19 protein-coding genes and 2 pseudogenes are annotated in these 18,722 nt (G+C 39.9%); 13 read left to right on the plus strand and 8 right to left on the minus strand.

Features of this window, described 5'->3' with window-relative positions; genetic code table 11:
* Nucleotides 1-16 precede the first annotated feature (16 nt).
* From VB836_RS01830 to VB836_RS01845, 5 genes and pseudogenes are all read left to right on the plus strand, one after another.
* The gene (locus VB836_RS01830; RefSeq protein WP_323217735.1) at nt 17-1,297 is read left to right on the plus strand and encodes an RNA-guided endonuclease InsQ/TnpB family protein; all 1,281 of its coding nucleotides are present in this window, start codon (nt 17-19) and stop codon (nt 1,295-1,297) included.
* A 339-nt stretch (nt 1,298-1,636) separates the two neighbouring features.
* Entirely contained in the window at nt 1,637-2,467 is an 831-nt protein-coding gene (locus VB836_RS01835) for a hypothetical protein (RefSeq protein ID WP_323217736.1), read from the plus strand.
* Nucleotides 2,468-2,706: 239 nt separating this feature from the next.
* The gene (locus tag VB836_RS01840) at nt 2,707-3,891 is read left to right on the plus strand and encodes an eCIS core domain-containing protein (RefSeq protein ID WP_323217737.1); all 1,185 of its coding nucleotides are present in this window, start codon (nt 2,707-2,709) and stop codon (nt 3,889-3,891) included.
* A pseudogene (locus tag VB836_RS30455) lies at nt 3,887-4,197 on the plus strand (transposase); the annotation flags it as partial. The gene VB836_RS01840 and the pseudogene VB836_RS30455, both read left to right, overlap by 5 nt.
* Before the next feature lie 105 nt (nt 4,198-4,302).
* Nucleotides 4,303-4,800 (plus strand): PAAR domain-containing protein, encoded by a 498-nt coding sequence (locus tag VB836_RS01845; RefSeq protein ID WP_323217738.1) that lies wholly within the window; start codon nt 4,303-4,305, stop codon nt 4,798-4,800.
* 206 nt (nt 4,801-5,006) lie between these two features.
* Here the strand turns inward: VB836_RS01845 and VB836_RS01850 are convergent, their stop codons facing one another.
* Together VB836_RS01850 and VB836_RS01855 are read right to left on the minus strand one after the other, a co-directional pair.
* Nucleotides 5,007-6,992: an ATP-binding protein gene (locus VB836_RS01850; protein ID WP_323217739.1), complete on the minus strand. Its 1,986-nt coding sequence runs from the start codon at nt 6,990-6,992 to the stop codon at nt 5,007-5,009.
* Nucleotides 6,989-8,239 (minus strand): DUF4255 domain-containing protein, encoded by a 1,251-nt coding sequence (locus VB836_RS01855; protein WP_046276653.1) that lies wholly within the window; start codon nt 8,237-8,239, stop codon nt 6,989-6,991. The genes VB836_RS01850 and VB836_RS01855 overlap by 4 nt, the downstream gene beginning before the upstream one ends.
* A 235-nt stretch (nt 8,240-8,474) precedes the next feature.
* Between VB836_RS01855 and VB836_RS01860 the strand changes: the two genes are divergently transcribed.
* From VB836_RS01860 to VB836_RS01890, 7 genes are all read left to right on the plus strand, one after another.
* Nucleotides 8,475-10,148, plus strand: coding sequence for a phage tail sheath family protein (locus VB836_RS01860; protein WP_046276652.1), 1,674 nt, complete (start codon nt 8,475-8,477; stop codon nt 10,146-10,148).
* Between the two features lie 117 nt (nt 10,149-10,265).
* Nucleotides 10,266-10,754: a phage tail protein gene (locus VB836_RS01865; RefSeq protein WP_046276651.1), complete on the plus strand. Its 489-nt coding sequence runs from the start codon at nt 10,266-10,268 to the stop codon at nt 10,752-10,754.
* Between the two features lie 50 nt (nt 10,755-10,804).
* Nucleotides 10,805-11,296 carry a phage tail protein gene (locus VB836_RS01870; RefSeq protein WP_046276650.1) on the plus strand — a complete coding sequence of 164 codons (492 nt, stop codon included), beginning with the start codon at nt 10,805-10,807 and terminating at the stop codon, nt 11,294-11,296.
* Between the two features lie 47 nt (nt 11,297-11,343).
* A complete protein-coding gene (locus VB836_RS01875; protein WP_046276649.1) occupies nt 11,344-11,838 on the plus strand; it encodes a phage tail protein in 495 nt (164 codons plus the stop codon).
* Nucleotides 11,835-12,125 carry a hypothetical protein gene (locus VB836_RS01880; protein WP_323217740.1) on the plus strand — a complete coding sequence of 97 codons (291 nt, stop codon included), beginning with the start codon at nt 11,835-11,837 and terminating at the stop codon, nt 12,123-12,125. The genes VB836_RS01875 and VB836_RS01880 overlap by 4 nt, the downstream gene beginning before the upstream one ends.
* Nucleotides 12,126-12,210: 85 nt before the next feature.
* Nucleotides 12,211-12,591: a hypothetical protein gene (locus tag VB836_RS01885; protein WP_046276901.1), complete on the plus strand. Its 381-nt coding sequence runs from the start codon at nt 12,211-12,213 to the stop codon at nt 12,589-12,591.
* Nucleotides 12,592-12,629: 38 nt separating this feature from the next.
* Nucleotides 12,630-12,734 (plus strand): DUF6760 family protein, encoded by a 105-nt coding sequence (locus VB836_RS01890; RefSeq protein ID WP_323217813.1) that lies wholly within the window; start codon nt 12,630-12,632, stop codon nt 12,732-12,734.
* Here VB836_RS01890 and VB836_RS01895 read toward each other — a convergent pair.
* The 4 genes and pseudogenes from VB836_RS01895 to VB836_RS01915 all read right to left on the minus strand — a co-directional run bounded on the left by VB836_RS01895 (nt 12,718) and on the right by VB836_RS01915 (nt 15,382).
* Nucleotides 12,718-13,185: a hypothetical protein gene (locus VB836_RS01895; protein WP_323217741.1), complete on the minus strand. Its 468-nt coding sequence runs from the start codon at nt 13,183-13,185 to the stop codon at nt 12,718-12,720. The genes VB836_RS01890 and VB836_RS01895 overlap by 17 nt on opposite strands.
* A pseudogene (locus tag VB836_RS01900) lies at nt 13,158-14,353 on the minus strand (ISAzo13 family transposase). Before VB836_RS01900 ends, VB836_RS01895 begins: the two are co-directional and overlap by 28 nt.
* Nucleotides 14,354-14,371: 18 nt before the next feature.
* A complete protein-coding gene (locus tag VB836_RS01910) occupies nt 14,372-14,815 on the minus strand; it encodes a hypothetical protein (protein WP_323217744.1) in 444 nt (147 codons plus the stop codon).
* 135 nt (nt 14,816-14,950) lie between these two features.
* Entirely contained in the window at nt 14,951-15,382 is a 432-nt protein-coding gene (locus VB836_RS01915; protein WP_323217745.1) for a mannose-binding lectin, read from the minus strand.
* A gap of 345 nt (nt 15,383-15,727) precedes the next feature.
* Here VB836_RS01915 and VB836_RS01920 point away from each other — a divergent pair, with 345 nt between their 5' ends.
* Nucleotides 15,728-16,126 (plus strand): hypothetical protein, encoded by a 399-nt coding sequence (locus tag VB836_RS01920; RefSeq protein WP_323217746.1) that lies wholly within the window; start codon nt 15,728-15,730, stop codon nt 16,124-16,126.
* A 148-nt stretch (nt 16,127-16,274) separates the two neighbouring features.
* On the opposite strand, the gene VB836_RS01925 is transcribed toward VB836_RS01920, so the two are convergent.
* A complete protein-coding gene (locus tag VB836_RS01925) occupies nt 16,275-16,403 on the minus strand; it encodes a hypothetical protein (RefSeq protein ID WP_323217747.1) in 129 nt (42 codons plus the stop codon).
* A 222-nt stretch (nt 16,404-16,625) separates the two neighbouring features.
* Entirely contained in the window at nt 16,626-18,524 is a 1,899-nt protein-coding gene (locus tag VB836_RS01930) for a pentapeptide repeat-containing protein (RefSeq protein ID WP_323217748.1), read from the minus strand.
* Nucleotides 18,525-18,722 lie beyond the last annotated feature (198 nt).

An 18,722-nucleotide genomic window follows, 5' to 3' on the forward strand; every position in this document is an offset into this window, starting at 1 on the left:
ATGCTACAATCCTAGCATGAGATTAGCATATCAGTATCGATTAAGACTTACGACTGAGCAGAAAGCCAGAATCAACCACTGGCTTGAGTTGTTACGCCGCCATTACAACTATCTTCTAGGGGATAGATTTGATTGGTGGGATCGCAACAGATGCCCTATTAATTCTTGTTCGATACTGGTTTCTCATTTACCAGGACTAAGAGAACAGCCGGAATACTATGGTCAAAAGCGAGACTTAGTTAGGCTTAAGCAACTCTTTCCTGAATACAAAGACATTCATGCTGATGTATTACAGGATATGGTGAAACGAGTCAAACTAGCTTTTGACAGGTATTTAAAAGGCGATTGTAACGGGAAGAAAAGTGGTAAACCTCGCTTTAAAAGTAAAGGTCGATATAGAACTTTTTCTTACTCTAGAGTCAAGGTTGATTGTATTCAAGACGGGTACATTCAACTTCCTAAACTGGGCAAGATTAAGCTCATATATCACAGACCTATACCAGAAGGTGTCACAATAAAAACGGCTCTGGTCACAAAAAAAGCTGATGGTTTTTATGTAACACTTTCCTTAGTTGATAACACTGTTCCTGACTTCAACCCTGATGATATTGAACCAACAGAGAATAATAGTATCGGGATTGATTTAGGGCTAGAGAAATTTGGAACTTTATCGACTGGTGAAGCAATTCCCATTCCTAAATATTTCCGTAAAGCTGAAGACAAGCTGGAAAAGCTACAACGAAAAGCGGCTAGTAGAAAGAAGGGAAGTAGAGCCAGAAAACTCCTGTACGGAAAGGTTGCCAAGATCCACCAAAGAATTCAAAGGCAGAGAAAGCAGTTTCATTATGAGCAGGCTAATCAATTAATCGCTAAGTCCGATGTAATCTTTATCGAAGATTTAAAGATTCGCAATATGATAAAGCGATGTAAGCCTAAACAGGATGAAACCGGAAAATACTTACCTAATGGTCAAGCGGCTAAGTCGGGGTTAAATAAAAGTTTGGCAGATGCAGGTCTAGGTCAATTTGTCGAAATACTATCATTCAAAGCCGAAAACGCTGGAGTGAAAGTCGTCAAAGTTAATCCTAGAAATACGTCTCAATTCTGTTCAAATTGTCTCAATATTGTACCTAAAGAATTATCGGAAAGATGGCATAGTTGCCCTCATTGTTCAACTGAACTTGATAGAGATTTGAACAGTGCCATCTTAATTAAAAAAGTGGGTCTGGGCGTGAAACTCACTATAAAACGCTCTAGAAGAAATTCAAGAGAAGCGACCCCTATAGCGTCAGCTTAGGGTGTTGAGTACGTCACCCTTTTCCATAGTTTGCCACAATTTCACGCGATCGCCACCAAATTTTTAAAGAAATTGTAATAGTTGATTTGTTGGGTTTCGTTTCTCAACCAAACCTACAAGAGAGATCGCATCAATTCACCAACGCAAAAAAAAACAAGAGTTTTAGTCAAAATTGGGTAGCGATCTCGTGGAAAGATGCTAAACTCTTGGGAGAGGCTCACTTTAATAGGGACGTAAAACATGACACATCAGTTCAAGTCGCCGCAAAAAAGTCAATCTTCCTCCTCTTCGGCATCAGTTCCAGCAAGTCGGTATGCTAACCGTGATTTTGCGGAACCTGTGCAACAAAAACCAAAACGGAAATGGTCTGAGGCTACATACGGAGATCGTACACATGAAGCCAAGCGAATTAAGACAAAAACAGGGTTTGAAGTCACAGGAAATACGCATGAATATGAACACGTAATCCGCGATTCTGTGGCGAGAGAAGGTTATAATGCTCCCCGTAAGGGAGATGTAGGAGGTTTGGAGCGAAATGGTTTTGTCTATGCGGAGGGTAAAAACGTACACAAAAACCATCCTGGAACAGGGACAAAGAGAGGAAATAATTTGAGTGGAATGTACGATGGCGAGTACGCTGAAGCCCAATCGGAAGCGTTGCGGGGCCGGTTCGAGGACGGTCGCCATGTATACCCAGAACCGGATATTGGTCTAGCGGTAGCGATAAACCAGTCTGCCTACGCATTCACCCCTGAGTTTGTAGAACAACAAAACACAGAGGTAGGTGAGGTAGCGAAAGATTCATACCGTAACATGGTTAATAAGATGGGAGCCGTGAAGTTTGCTAGGGGACAGGACACCATACAGAGTGTGGACGTCACCCCGGAGCAGAAAGCCCAGATGTTAGCAGATAGGAAAAGTGCGGAAACAGGAATTTATCACGAGGGGACAGTCGGAAGTGACGGTACACCGCAAGTCAGTCGGATACCTGGAGCCAATAACGCAAGAAACCCAAGGGATCAGTTCCTATGGTTCAGGAGGGAAATAAGAAACAGATTAGCTAACATCACTAAGTTGAAAGGGGAGGACAAGACCAAAGCAGAGAAGGAGTTGAATGAATTCGATGAGCGGTGGACACGACTCATGGATGCGAGGAACGAACAGGTTTAATACCGATATTAATCGCTTTTCTACTGTCCTGTTGAGAGGCGATCGCACTCCGTCGAACTCACGTTAAACAGTAAAATAGATAGGGCTGAATGATCAATTGGCATCTCCAGTTTCATCGATACACAAGACAATTTCTTTTTTTCCAATTAAATGAAGAATTATTCCTAATTGGTGGGTAGCGATCTCGTGGAAAAATGCTAAAATCTTGGGAGAGGCTCACTTTAATAGGGACATGAAACATGACCCATCAGTTCAAGTCGCCGCAAAAAAATCAATCTTCCTCCTCTTCGGCATCAGTTCCAGCAAGTCGGTATGCTAACCGTGATTTTGCGGAACCTGTGAAACAAAAACGAGAACAGCCAAACCTGCAAACTATTCTGCAACGAAAAGCACAGATAGGCCATCCCATTAGTACAAAAGTCGCCCAAAAGCAAGAAGAATCTGCTCCCAACAAAACTGGATTACCAGATCATCTGAAAGCTGGGATAGAAAATTTATCAGGATATTCCCTGGATAATGTCAGAGTTCACTACAATTCGTCAAAACCTGCCCAACTACAGGCGTTAGCTTACGCTCAAGGAACAGAAATTTATGTAGCACCTGGACAAGAGGAACATTTACCCCATGAAGCATGGCACGTTGTCCAGCAGATGCAGGGAAGGGTTAAACCAACAATGCAGATGAAGGGGGTACAGATTAATGATGATGCGGGGTTGGAGAAAGAAGCGGATGTGATGAGTCAAGCACTCAATAACTTTAATACGGAAGATCAGAGAAAAACAACATCTGTATTATTTCCGAAAACGAAAATCTTCCAAAGGCAAGTTCCGAGATACGGTACAGAAACCTCAAAGCCAATTCCTGAAACCGGAAGTTATAAAGCAAGAGGAGGGCAAAATGAAATTTTTAACAAAGGCATACACTTAAGAAAATTCTTCAGCTTCGGTTCAAAAACTAGACTAGAAGTTTTATCAAAGTCAAATCTTCAAAAAGTAGGTAACTTGCCGGTTACTGCTAGAACAGGAATAGGCGTGCAGATGAATGTTGAGGGAATACAATTAGACCACGAATATAGTTGGGATAATATTACAAACGCAATGCAAAATAATAACGCAAATTCTAATAGGACCTTTGACTACACGCTCTGGGATGCTAAAATGTACTATAACGATCAGAGTAATTTAATACCACAGCCAGCTGGAGTCAATGCAGCCGCGGGAGCACAAGGAGTTAGAAGAATCCAAGAAATCCACGCTTATATAGCCGAAGAGATAGGAAGAGTATCTCGTGCGTGGCTAAACTACCAAGCCGGTATAACAGCAATAGCACAGGGTGATTTAGATGAGGAAACAAAAATTAAACTGGTGGAGCAATTGTTTCAGATAAGACAGCAAATGGAACGGACAACCGACTTGCTTTTTTAAAAGTGCGCTCCTTTTACAAGTTATGACCTATTGGTCACTCATCAATACCCAACTTGGTTAGTTATAATGAATCGATTTGTCGAATTAATGTCTTATGCGTTATTAGCACTCTGTTGTTACGCGCGAGTTTTGTTGTAAAAAGGAAGTAACGGGAACGAGCTTTATTGATTCGACAGCTTTAGAAGTCTGTCATAAAAATAGATCAACGAGCCATAAAGTCTGTGCTGGACTGGCGGAATGGGGAAAAGTTTAATGGGTTTTTATTTTGGATATAAGTTAAATTTAGTTATTAATGACTATGGAAAATTTTAAAAATTTTAAGTCACAGCAGCGAATATTGTTAAGTCAGTTTGACTTGCAACTAAGTGTTAAAAAAGCTATGATTATCCATCATTAATCTATTCTCGAATCATGGGTAAACCAGCCGCGAGAGTTACTGATAAGGTATCCCATCCAATACCGCCCGTTTTAACAGGTGGCCCCGGTAGCCCTAATGTTTTCATAGGAAACTTACCTGCGTGGCGTGGGATGCCTTCTGCTGCTGTTGCTGCCTTACAGCAGGCGAAAATGGCATCAGATGCTATAATCCAATCAGCCGAAACTGCAACGAAAGCGACAGTTGGAACACTGGCTTTCCCTGCCGCCAAAGCCGCTGAAAATGCTGCAAAAACGGCAGCATTAACCGCAATGAGTAGCACAATTAGGAGCAGTAGTGGAGGTGCAGATATTCATATCTGTATGACGCCTTCACCAATTCCCCCCCACGGCCCTGGAATTGTCATCGGTGGTAGCAAAAGCGTTTTCATTAATGGTCTACCCGCTTGTCGTATGGGCGACACCTTGTTAGAAGCAATTGGGCCATCCAATAAAATTCTCGGCGGTTGCAAGAGCGTCCTGATTGGTGATTAAGTTCTTTGACATACCTCCTCGTCCTAAAGTCCGAGGATTCCTTGACGCTTCACAGCAACCTGCTACAGAAAGTAGTCTTACAGTCGCTCCACGCCCGTTTTAAGTCTCCCAATGCCCTATGGCGACTATGTTCTAATTTTACCAGAAAGCCGTCCTACAAGGACGGGGCTTGTATCCCATTATTTCTGGTCAATCATTTCAACAAACTAGATCCAACCTTTGATTTCCACCTCTGTCAAGGGTCGTTCTAACTTAGCATATTCGCTCTCAGTTGCTTTTAATAAATGTGTCATTGTAATCGGTTGATTTTCATCGGCTGCTAAAAATGCGGCATTGAGCGCAATATTGCGAATATTCCCCGCCGCGAGACTCAACTGAGCTAGTTTTTTAATATTCAAATCTTTTGTAGGCGTATCTTTGGGAAAAATCCGTTGCCACAGTTCCATCCGTTGGCTCACATCTGGTACAGAAAACTTGACAATAAACCGAATGCGTCGCATAAAAGCTGTATCGATGGAATCTTTTAAATTTGTCGTTAAAATCGCTAATCCTTGGTAAGACTCCATCCGTTGTAATAAATAACTTACTTCTAAATTTGCATAGCGATCATGACTATCTTTAACCTCACTTCGTTTACTAAATAATGAATCTGCTTCATCAAAAAGTAAAATTACCCCTCCCGTTTCCGCCGCATCAAAGACTCGTTTTAAATTTTTCTCCGTTTCCCCAATATATTTACTGACCACAGAACTCAAATCAATTTTATAAAGATCCAAGTTTAATTCACCCGCTAAAACTTCAGCCGCCATTGTTTTTCCAGTTCCGCTTGCCCCCGCAAATAAAGCTGTAATTCCTAATCCTCGTCCTCCTTTTTGAGCAAATCCCCAGCGTTCATAAACCGTAGTTCGCTGTCGCACATGACTCGCAATTGTTTGAAGGATTTGTTGCTGAGTTGGAGGTAAAACTAAATCTTCCCAACTCGCCTTCATTTCAATTCGTTGTGCTAATTCATCTAATTTAGGTCTCGCCTGAATTCGGCAAATATTCCAAAGTTGGTTTTGGCAAATTTTTTCGGCTGATTTGACTTGAAGACAGGCGGATTGAATCTCGCTAAAATTGAGATTAAATTGAGCAACTAATTGATCGATTAATCCCGTTAAATCTTCAGAAGAAGTTCCTAACGCTTCCATCCAGAATTTTCGCTGTTCCTGAGCCGTTGGTTTATTCACCTCAAAGGTCAGAATGGGACGAGATCGGGGCGGTTGTCTATCTTGACTGGTAATAATAAAAGGAGTAGAAATTTGTTCGATGAGCAAGGCGATCGCATTTTCTTTAGCTGTATCTATTGTATCACTTTGATCAGCATCTAATAATAAAACCCCTTGATTCAAAATTGCCTCTCGTTCCCACAGTTCGATGAACGGATATAAATCAGTTAAACTGGTGGGAAGGGCATGACTAGAAAGGCAATAAAGATTAAATCCCAACTCATGACAAACTCGACTCGCGATCGCTCGTTTTCCCACCCGTTCATTACTACAAAGTTCAATAATGGGTAACTCTAATTTTTCGAGACCCAGAGAACCTCGAGCTTTTACTCTCCAATTATTAATAATAGCTTTAGCTAAGTTTTCATGAGATTCAGCTAGATCTTCAGCAACCGAGATTAATTTACGAATATTAATCAATCGTCTATCTAACTGATGGATTCCCATCAAATAATTTAAAATTCGTTCATCAATCCTTAACGGACTACTTGCCAAAGAATTTCCGCCTCCCACTTCAATTAAATTCCATCGTCTGAGAGGAGATCCCGGTGCGATCGCTTCCCAGTTAGGATTTTTAAACAACGTTTGTGCTAAACTAAAAGTGGGATAATTGTGTTCAGAATCAATTTGAGCAGCCGCGCATAAAGATGGCCAAGTCGGATCAAGTTCCATTCCTAAACAAAGTAATAAAATCTCTTGTTCAAAAACAGATAAACTAAAATATTGGCTCAGTTGCTCAAGAGCAAAAGGTTCGTGAACAGGAGGCGTAATAAATTTCAGTTCATCTTGATCATCTAGCTCCTCAAAATCTTGATTCTCTAAATATGAAATCTGACGTTTTAAAGCTTGACGAACTTGATTCAAAACAATCCTGAGAAACTGACTATTGGCTGTGTGCCAATCCAGAAAAACGGGTGAATTCATGGGATTTGTAAAATAGGGCCTGAATATCGATCATTATCCACATTTAAAGGACTTTCTGCACCATCAATTTGCACCCTAGCTAGATAGTCTCCGATTTTGACATTCTCCAGCGAAAATATGAGTGTATGAGTTTGGCGAGTTCGTCGTTTTGCGGCAAAAATATAAGACTCAGAATTTTCACCTGTAATGCCATTCAGTAATAAAAATACTCGTTGTTTGAATCCGATTCTTAAATCTACCTGAATTTCAATATCACCAGAGTATAAACCCACTTCAACTTCTTCTAAATTCCTCCTGTGAGGATGAATTGTAATGGTTGGACGCAAAATTAAAGGGATCACATTAGATTCAATCATTCGATTCGAGTGAGCAAATATAGGATCAGTGCTAGCATGGATAACCTGTAAACCCTGTACTCCCGCTCTCAAATTATTGAATTGTTCAGAAGATAAAGCCGAAAAATTTAGAGTAATTTGAGTATCACTAATATTTTGAGGAATGACTCTAGCTTCCCCAATTTGAATTTGAGTTTGATTTCCCAAAAGTTGTTTTCCGCGAATATTTAAGGTGCTACTTGCTATGATGGGTTGGTTGATCCCTGCTGACGGTTCAACCTGTTCGATCATCGGCTGATTTGGAACAAAATAAAATTGACGGACTCGTACAGGTAAAGGGGCTTTTCCGAGTTTTCTTCCCTCAATTAAAATAGCCGTTGCTTGAAAGCCTAAGGATAGGGAATAAGGAAGTTGAAAAAAAGTTGACCACAGACGTGATAATTCTTCTGATGTCATAGGAAGCAGACTTAATTTAATGACTTGAACTTGTTCATCCAGGGTTGATGCGGCAAGAAAAGGAAAAGAGTAACTGTTAACAACTCGATTAATCATTTCAGAAGTAATCGTAGGTTGATCGATAATCGTTTGAATTGCACTCCCCAGTAACCTTTGGGGTTCGAGTTCTTGTTCGTTTCCATAAAAGGTTAATAAATAATATAAATCTAGCCCTAGTTGAGCTTGTTTAATCAGATTATCTTTAGGACGACGAGAACCAAAATCAGCATTACGCCAAGTCAGATTGGGAGAAGCTTGATAGAGAAAAATATTAATTCCTGTATCAGAAACGCCACTTCCTGCATTGTCAGGACGAATCATGGTGACTCTAGCACCAGGAAGATCATTAGCGATACCTGTTTGTAACATTTGCTGTAGAATAGCGGTGACGGTAGCGATCGCTAGATAATTACTCATGGGTTTGCTGCTTGTCTTTGGGTTTTACAAATTCTATCGAAAATCAATGATGAGTTTAGGAAGTTTTCACTTAATTTATTGATGAGTTTGGACATGATTTTTAAAACAAGTTACTAAAATTTAATTAAATTTATAGAATTATTATTTCATTTTTGGCTCAACTCGAGCTATAATGAGGTCATTTCAAATTGGCTCACTAATCAAACAATTGAAGACTCGTTAAGGAGACTTCCTAATGGCTCGTCTAGATTACTTTGCGCCGGGTGTATACGTTGAAGAGATAGAGCGAGGTAGTCGCCCCATTCAAGGGGTAACTATGAATGTCGCAGGATTTGTGGGCTTTACAGAAGATGTTCGCGGAGATGCCCAACTGTTTGAACCTCAACTGATTACAGACTGGGATCAATATCTCGAATGCTTTGGTAAACCAGGTTCCGATGGGTTTACAGACTTTGGAGCGTATTTACCATTTGCGGTCAGAGGATGGTTTGATAATGGAGGAGGTCGCTGTTGGGTCGTCAGTATCGGAACTCAGCTTCCTCAGCCGGCTAGACAAACACCGCAGGTTGAGGAAAATACGACCATTACAGCCATTACAACCGTTAGCCAACGCCCTTCCCTTGGTTTTCGGATGAAACCAGACCAACTGGAAAACGGACGGATCAACGTGATCATTGAACCGGACGATCCCCTACCCTCGGATAACCCTGAAGAAGAACCCTTTGATACGGGTGAATATTTTAAAGTCACTTTAAGACAAGGTGAGGATATTCTCTCAACTTACAGACATCTCTCCATGAGTGCAGAACCGGAAGCGGGGACATTTGTAGAGACGGCATTTCAAGAGTCTCCTTATTTAGAAGTAGAAATTCAAGCCACAAGCGGAATGCCTCTGTCTTGTCGGCCAGCGAATGGATTTTACGAAATCATTCCCCCTCCTGAAGTCTATCCAGTTGATCAACTTTATCGCAAAACTTATGGGGGTCGTAAGGATCGGACAGGGATTCAAGGTTTATTTGAAATTGATGAAATTGCGATTATTGCCTGTCCTGATTTAATGTTAGCTTATCAGCAAGGTTTGTTGAATTTAGAACAGGTTCATGGTCTGATGGAAATGATGATGACCAACTGTGAAAATTCGGCGCCGAGTCCCCCTTTTCGGATGGTTGTATTAGATCCTCCTCCGGTTAAGGTAAGAAGAGGAAATAGCCCAGTTCCTCCCGAACAAAGTAAACCTCAAGATGTCGCAGAATGGCTCGATAATTTTGGCCGTCGTTCTCAATTTGCCGCGTTATATTATCCTTGGATTAAAGTTCCTAATCCCCGTGATAATGGCAAAGGCATTTATGTTCCTCCCTGCGGTCACATGATGGGAATTTGGTGCCAAACGGATGAAACCAGAGGGGTATACAAAGCACCCGCTAATGTTACACCGCGTGGAGTGATTAGTTTAGCTTACGATACCAACTTTCGTGAACAAGAATTGCTGAACCCTAAAGGAATTAATTGTGTTCGCAAGTTTCCTAACCGAGGACTTCAAGTTTGGGGAGCTCGCACCTTGGTTGAACCTGATAATACGTTATGGCGTTATATTAGTGTTCGTCGTTTGATGAGCTACATTGAAAAATCAATTGAACTCGGAACCCAATGGGTTGTTTTTGAGCCGAACGATCAAGATCTTTGGGCGCGAGTTGAACGTACAGTGAATAATTTCCTTGAACGAATTTGGCGAGAAGGAGCGTTATTTGGAAGTTCTCCTCAAGAAGCATTTTATGTGAAATGTGATGGAGAACTCAATCCCGAAGAAACGATGAGATTGGGGATGTTGTACATTGAAGTTGGCGTTCGCCCTGTTCGTCCGGCTGAGTTTGTTGTTTTCCGAGTGAGCCAGTGGGCGCCTAACCAATAACAAACCTACCGAATCATCTAGTGCGTCAGAAATGTAGTGTTAATTACAACGTTCTAAACGAAAATCTGACGCACTCTAGAAGTCGAAAATATTTGCATTGATTTGGGAGTTTTACCAATGGCTGATTTAATTAAACCCATTGCCCCTAGTAGTTTTTATTTAGAATTTGACGGTTTGACTGATTTAGTTTTCAAAAGTGTAACCCTGCCAGAATACAAACCAAAAGTCACTGGAGGTGAAGCTGTAATTGGAACGACTAAAGATGGAAAATCGATCCGTCAGATTAACTCAGGTGGATTTGAAGGATTATTCACCTTTGATTGTACCTGTGTTGCTAGCCTAACGGGTAGCAGTGCTAGCAAGAAAATGTATGAATGGTTTGAAAAATGCTTACCTACATCTGATGGGGGTAAAGGGCAATGGAAAAACAATAAAAAAACAGGCAAAATTAGTGCCTATGATTCAGATAGCGAATTAGTAGCAATGTGGGAATTTTCAGAAGCTTGGCCTTCTAAATACAAATGTGCAGATCTGGATGTAACTCAAGATGCCTATTTGGAAGAAATTTTTACAATTACTTGTGAAAAATTTAATCGAACTCAGTAAATAAAACGAGCGTGCGACTGTTGATTTAAATCTTGATTAGGAGATTAAAAATGGCTGATAATGTTGAGTTTTTGACAAATTCCAAGTTTTACTTTGAAATAGACGGAATTACCGACTTATTGATTAAGAAAGTTAGTGGCCCCGAAATTACGATTGAAGTGGCTGGAGGCGATGCCCCCATCGGCTGTACAAAAGGTGGTAAAAGCCAAACTCAAGCTGTTATCGGTGGGGTTAAGTACAGTTCCGCTATCACCCTCACTTTTGTAGCTGGAAATGAGGCTGCACAAAAAAAATTAGAAGATTGGTATATCAAGTGCCACGCGGAAGCTTATAGTGGTGGGAAGACAGAAGCCAGAAAAAATCGGAAAACTGGATCGCTGACGATTTATGATGGGGATGGCGAGGAAATGCGGTTTGATTTTACTGATTTGTTTCCCGGTACCTTAAAACAAGCGAGTGGTGTCCTTGGGGTTGATCAGTCTGGTCAAAATGCTGAAGATACTCTAGAACTTAAATTCACAAAAATAGTTCGGAAAAAGTAGGAATTTGAAGATTGGATTGACCCAATTGAATTAAAGGTAGAACGATTGTGACAGAGTTTCCTGAAATCCTCACAAGAGCCAAGTTTTACTTAGAGCTAAAACTGGACGGCAGTAATGACTCAATAGACGGTTACTTTATGGAGTGTAGCGGTTTTAAAGCAACTCAAGAAGTGATCGAAATTAGCGAGGTTACGCCACAAAAGTGGGGAAAACAGGGAAACTCTAGGGGTCGGATTGTGCGAACAAAAATTCCTGGTGTTATGACCTATAGTAATCTGACTTTGCGCCGAGGTTTAACCATGTCTATGACTTTTTGGAACTGGCTTCAAGCTGTGCAAGATGGAAACTGGCCCAAACAACGGCGCGATGGTTCCTTAGTCATTTACAATCAGGCAGCAGAAGAACAGTTTCGATTTGAATTCAAACGAGCATGGCCGATTGGATATTCGATTTCTGATGTTAATGTCGCAGGCGGTGATTTTGAAATTGAGGAAGTAGAAGTTACGATTGAAGAGTTAAAAAGAATTGATAGTATCAAATGATTCAGACCGAATTCGAGTTTAGTTTACCTAAAGGATATTTAGATACTGATGGCAATGTTCATCGCATTGGGGTGATGCGTTTAGCCAAAGCCATTGATGAAATTGTCCCCTTGCGAGATCCCCGTGTGAAGTCAAATCCTGCTTATGCGACGGTGTTAATTTTGTCGAGAGTTGTGACTCGTCTCGGTGCGTTAGAGGAGGTGAATCCTGTTATTATTGAAAACTTATATGCTTGTGATTTGGACTATTTAATTAAGTTTTATCGCCAAATTAATGAACTAGAGTAAAATCATTTAAGCTATCAAAACTTACAATAAATATCCCAATTTTGTACAACAAATCATTAGAATTAAGAAAAATATAAAATTTGGCATGACCAGTTCAAACTTACCCCCAACTGAATTTAATTTTACATTACCCAAAGGCTTAATTGACGAGCAAGGACAAGTTCATCGTCAGGGTGTGATGCGGTTGGCAACGGCAAAAGACGAAATCTTTGTTCAGAAAAATACTCGCGTTCAGGTAGAGCCGGTATATGGTGTTTTAATTCGATTATCAAGGGTTATTACTCAGTTGGGAACTTTATCCTCAGTGACTCCAGAAATATTGGAGAATCTATTTACTCTCGATCTGGCTTATTTACGCGAGTTTTATAATCGAATTAATCAACAAAATCACGCCTATTTTGTGGTAAAATGTCCCCAATGTAATGATGAGTTTAGAGTAGATTTAGCCTTGTCGGGGGAGTCGTAAGCTATCCCTCAGAACAACTCCGTGAGGAGGTAGCTTGTATTGCCTTTCATTTTCACTGGTCTTTAGAAGAGATTTTGAATTTAGAACATTCTAGTCGTCGAGAGTGGGTCACAGAAATTCAAAAAATTAACCCAAACTTCTAAGCAAATTGAATTGGTGGCAGTGTGCGATCGCATAAGTACCAGTAAAAAGGAAAATATAGTTGTCATTTACGGTTTCTGTCTGGGGATGAGTTGAAGGGGGTTGAGGAATAATTCTTTCGGGGTATTGTTGGGTTGAAACAGTTTGCAAACCCATTATTGCAAGCGCTTCAATCACCTCAAACGGCAGTCCAACCTGACGAGCAGCTTCCAAAAAAGGAACATTCTGACGCGCCAGGGCGAGAAACTTTTGAATCTTCCCAACAACGGGGTCTGTAGAGGCTGTATATTTTTCTCTAAGAGCAACCACATAACCCCGTTCAATATCTCGCCAGTTGGCTTGTCTTCCATCAGCGAGAGTCAGCAATTGTTGAGTCTGGGTTGATTCTTCTTGAATAAGGGACTTGCGTACAAATAATATACCAGCTAAGGAGGAGCGATCATCACATCCCATTTGGGTAAGGTTTCAGAACATTGCCAGAACTGTCGAAAAGCTTTCAACTCCGGATCTCGAACAATGATACCTTTTTGATAGGTTTCTTTGATGAGATGAATTTGAGGATGATTCCCTTTCCAGATCATGTTAGAAGCCCAAGATAGGACAGCTTCTGTTGAATCTAAAATAGCTCCATTCCAATAGTTTTCTAAAATTGCCCAACATCGCTCAATCGGATTGTATTTACTGTGGTAGGGAGGATAATAGATTAAATGGATTCTTAATTTTGTCGATTGGGCAAACTGGACAATTCGTTTAATAAATTGGCTGCGATTGCTGCGTTGTCCGATGCCATTGTCTAGGTTGATTACTAATTCTTCTACTCCCAAATAATTTCCTTGATTGTCTTGCCACCATTGGCTTAAACAATCTACAATAAAGTCTGATGTTTCTGCTGATGTTCCAAAATATATCGAAAATCTTCCTTCTTGAACATCCAGAATGCCCATCGGAACCAACACTTCAGACCATTGGTGATCGTGATCGTCGGCTTGAAGGGGTTTTAGAGTTCGACTTTTCCCTCCTCTCGACAAGTTACCTACTTTCACCTTTGCTTTTGAATCTAGAGAAATTCTCAGAGTTTTTGGATTTTTATCAGCTTCAATGTTTGCTTTAGCTAAATTTTCAAATATTGCATCCGTTTCTGGTATTTTTTTTAAGGGTTTGACCTTTTGTGTTTTTTTAAACGATAACCCATCCGATTTAGTATTTCTCCAATTGTCTGACGACACGGCAGCTCTTGTGAAGAATATCCCCTTTCCTTAATTAACGCTTCTCTTACCGCTCTGGCACTTACTTTCGCATAGGCAAATGTTGATTTGAACTTCGGATCGGCCTGGGAATAGGTCTCAACTAGGGTTTTGATGTCCGCTTCCAATTTCGGTAGAATTTCTTCCGTTTTTTTTCTTCCTCTTGCTTGATAGTTATCTGCACAAAGGATTCCCGTTTCTCGTTCTTTTAATCCTGTGGCGATCGCCTGCCGTGACCATCCCAATTGCGTTTCGGCTTTCCGAGGAGACCCATTAAAATAATCCTCGGTTACTTCTGCCATGAATGCCCTTTTTTTGTATCCTGTTAGCTTGTGAGCCGCTTTTTTTAGAGTCGATTTCCATTTTTCACTTAACATTTGCTTGGGGGCGATCGCCTACATTCCTATAGATAAAAATGACCAGTGGTCTTCCATTAGTCTAACTGGTAAGTTATTTAAACGCAAGTCCCTAATCGCTACCCCATTAGAAATATTGGGTGTTTGAGAAAGAGATATTTTTAGGTCAAAAATGTAGGTACGCTTTTCCCCGGTAGGAGTTGAAGTAACGACAACTAAATTAGTCGGATAAACGGTTTCATTGGGATAATCTTCGCGAACAGTTCCCCTTGCTGGAGCCTCCACAACACCCGACCACCGCAAAGGTTCAATCGTTCTCAACACAATTACAGAAGCCTGTCCACTGTCAATTGGGAGGTCAGTAGAGAAAACAATTTGATGCACGTCAGCCAGGGAAATGTACTGAATGGTTTCCCCGTTGCGGAACTCAATTAAACTTTGCCGTCCGGGGATGAGAACGATTTCGGTAGTTTGTGCGCGCAATATAATCGGCTACAGTTTCCACTGTCGGAGTTGCAGATACCCTGATCGTAGTAGACAATAGCGTTGCGATCGCACCCAAAACAACTCGATTCCACTTCATCTCACCCCCTCCCAGTCGGAACCCGAAACGTCTTCTTAGAAAAAGTCGAAACCTTCGTATTCTAGTAATCCGTCAATATTAGCAATATCCTCATCTACAGTAATCTCTGTTAGGACATAAGTTCTACCATCCGCTTTTTCGCATTGAGCACTAAGGACATATTCGCGGGTACTGAGGGACTGTCCTAAACCAATATCTTTACAGGTTAGGGAGAACAGATGATCACCCCAAGAAAGGCTACCATTCAAATTACCGATGAAATTATCTAAATTAATAGAGGTATCTTGATGAGAACCACTGATTGTTTCGCAGCTTGCTGAAAGGATTGAACCCTCAAGTTTTATATCCTCACAGGTTTTGCTAAATTGTCCTGTTGCCATGGCTGGATTAATCACCAAGTTAAGAGATAGCACACAAACAAATAACAAGGCAAAAACTGCCTTAAAGACGGTGTAAATTTTGTTCATTTTTAATTGCTCTCAATCCTAAAGTTGTTGAACAAAATCACTATTTCATAGTTTTTGATCTGAGAGCAAAATTTTATAAAATCTTAACAAAAAATGTGGGACAATCAGAAAATTCAGTCGGTTTTCTAAGGTTTTATAAAGTTTTATATCATTTTTTAGCCTAAAGGTTTGAGTAAGTAGGGTTATGGTAACTTGGATACTGGGTAATTAAAAAGTTACGAAAAAAGTCATGAAATTTGCATATAAGTTTACTTATTTTTGCTTTAAAAATTCCTTACTTTAATTTAACTTTAATTACCTGTTCTTAATCGTTTTATCCGACTTTCCATAGGAGATTTAATCACCATGAAAAAATTACTCTTGGCTTTGTTATTTTCTGTCTGTTTATTGTTGTCCTTTGCTACTACTCCTGCATTGGCTGGTGTCTGTGACCAAACCTTGAATACTGGTGCATCTACAACAACTAAAGTATTTTGGGAAGATTCTGCGGCTTATTATGGTTGGTCAGGGGGTGTGATAACTAATGATATGTACTTCAATGGCTGTGGTACTACGGGGACTATCAAAGTTAGTATGGATGATTTTGGGAAACTACTAAAGGAAGGTAAATTAGATGGGCTGCGCTATATCAAAAAAGATTCTAATGGGATAGCCGTCAGAAAAGTTCAAGGAACTTCCATCACCTCTATTCCTCAAGAACAATTCTTTGATTCTACGACACTAGTTGTTACAGGTAATAGATAATTAATTATCCGGGAATCTTTGTAGGGGTCAACGGCCGTTGGTTGATCCCTACAGTATCATTACTAATCCTCACCATCAAAGATAACTAAAGTCAGTACGTAGCGCGTATACTAAGCATTACACTTAGTCATTTGCTTCTTACTGAATCTTACTCTTTTAAAAAAGACTCGCGATCGTGAAATTGAATTTCGGCGGTGGTGGAATTTCCGGGTTGATGACAGACGACAAATCGACGCACCCCCAAACAGATCATTTGTAACACAGTTGAAACTGCCATTGTTACAGTCCTCAAACCTTGATGAGACAAGCAATCGACGCACCTCAACGAAAGAATCAGAGTTTCAGCCATTGAGCAACCTGCGTCGAAACTAATCATATCACACCTCAATCAACTGATACAACCCTTACTCTTGAGGATATTCAAGCGGCGGAGGCAGGGGTATAATAGAACTAACAGTTAACGCTGAATCTACTGACCCGGATCAATTTTTTATAATTTTCAGGAATTCATTGATTCGCTACGGAGATGAGCGATCGCATTTCTGAAGGCGATGGAAATTGCTCCTTCTGGAAGGTTATCGACAATTTGCTGACCCTGTTCCATCAGAAACTTGCGGAAAGAGTTCTCTTGTTCGGCTTCTGCCAATAAGAATTTTTCGATCTGGCTGGTTTGGGGATCTTCACCTGGAGCAGTCTCAGAAGCTAACTGCTGTAAGAAACTTTCTGCTAGGGTTGAAGCTTCAGCAGGATTGTTTTCACGGACTAGGTTTCGCAGTTGGTTGAAGACTTCTGTATATTCAATCTTGCCAGAACCAGAAATATTGGAAATCGTTCCTCCAGTAATAGTGAAGTGATTTCCAAAAGGTTTTTGACTAAAATTCGATAGAGCAGTTGATTGATTCTTGATGGTCATTGTTTGCTCACTGGTGATTCCCATTAGAAATCTGATTTGTTCCTCCTTAGCAGCAAGTTGATGCTTCATCTCTGTAACGACTGCATTAAGTTGTCGCTCAACCTGTTCTCTGGGATAGTCTCCATTGTAAGAAACTTTGACAACTAAGCGATCGCCCCGCCGTTCAATGCCTTTTAATTGTAGTCCTAAATCTTCATTTTCAAGCTGAAGTTTGTCCAAGCCAAATGCAACTGCTTTCCAGTTTTCTCCTTCCTTAAAAATCAACTCAATAACTTCCTCCACTTGTTGATATAGTGATTCAAATTCTCTGGGTTCAAAGTTTCGGTCTACAGGAGAACGTCTGGTAGCTTGACCCTGTTCATCTACATCTAAATAAACATAGTCACATTCAACCTCAGTAAAATTAGTTTGGTCATTCACACTCCAGTCTTTGATACAGCATCCGGTTAGGTTAGCTCCCGTAAAATCAACACCAACTAACTGTGTCCGAATCAACAAACTGCCTCGTAAATCTGCACTTTTGAGATCGGCTCCTGTTAGTTCTGCATCGGTTAGATCAAATCCTCGCATCTCAGTATTTTGTAGGTAAGCTCCTTTTAAGTTGATGTTGCTAAAATCCTTATCTTCGGAGTATGCTTGGGTGAGCAGTTGTTGTACTTTTGGGTTTTCTAAGTCTAAATAGCGACTGTCAACCCTTGCTCTTTCTAGTCCTGTGACACCTTGAAAACAGGTTCGGTAGAGTTTCTTAGCTCTGATATCGTAATGAGCCAAATTCTTTTTTCTAAAGTCTATTTGACTGATATCTTGATTGTAAAAAGAGGGACTTCCCCAAGAACAGATAACAATTGCAAAATTCTTGAATGATTTTAAAAAAACGTGTGTTTTTTTGTTAATATGAATTGTTTTATAGCTAGCCCATAGAATAGTTAAGCTTATAAATATATTTATAATAAAAGAAATAAATTTGTTATTATAATTGCTAGGATCTTCTAAAAGAAGATAAAACATTGCATAGTTTGCTGCAACACCTGTTATTATTTTTATAATATAAAAATAACGAAAAGCTATTTTGTACTTTAATCCCAATAATACTATATTAATATATCCCGATAAAACTAGAGCAAAAAAGATAAATACAAATATAAAAATAGAAAATACAGTAATTAATATAATTACCAAAGCATCTATAATATCAAGATTCACAAACAGCCAGAGATCTCCGTACAAACAAAATAAAAGTACAGCCAATATTTCTGCTAGTATACCAATGATACATATCCAAATACATCTTTGAATACGATTATATATTATTGAGAATAAATTGCAATAAAAGATAGATAATGTGCTAACGAAAATTATAAATGGTCTTATATTGATTTCAACACCAACAACATCTGTCAAGAATGATCCAACCAAGCCCAAACAGATCCATGCAGTAAAATTGATGAAAAAATCTAATGACAATAAAATAAGCTTCTGCAACATTTCTTTGTGATCGTCCTTACTTTCTTTGAAAGTCTTGACAGTATTGTCTACTTAGAATAGAATATATAATCATAATAGCTTATGCCTGTGTATAGTGGGTCATAATCTGGTAATCAGGGTGATAAATAGATTGAAGCCATTACTATGAAGAACTCTCTGTGATCATCAACAGTTTTGTGTAGTCATTGTTTGCTTTGC

The sequence above is a fragment of the Limnoraphis robusta BA-68 BA1 genome (assembly GCF_034932365.1).
Taxonomy (GTDB): Bacteria; Cyanobacteriota; Cyanobacteriia; order Cyanobacteriales; family Microcoleaceae; genus Capilliphycus; species Capilliphycus robustus.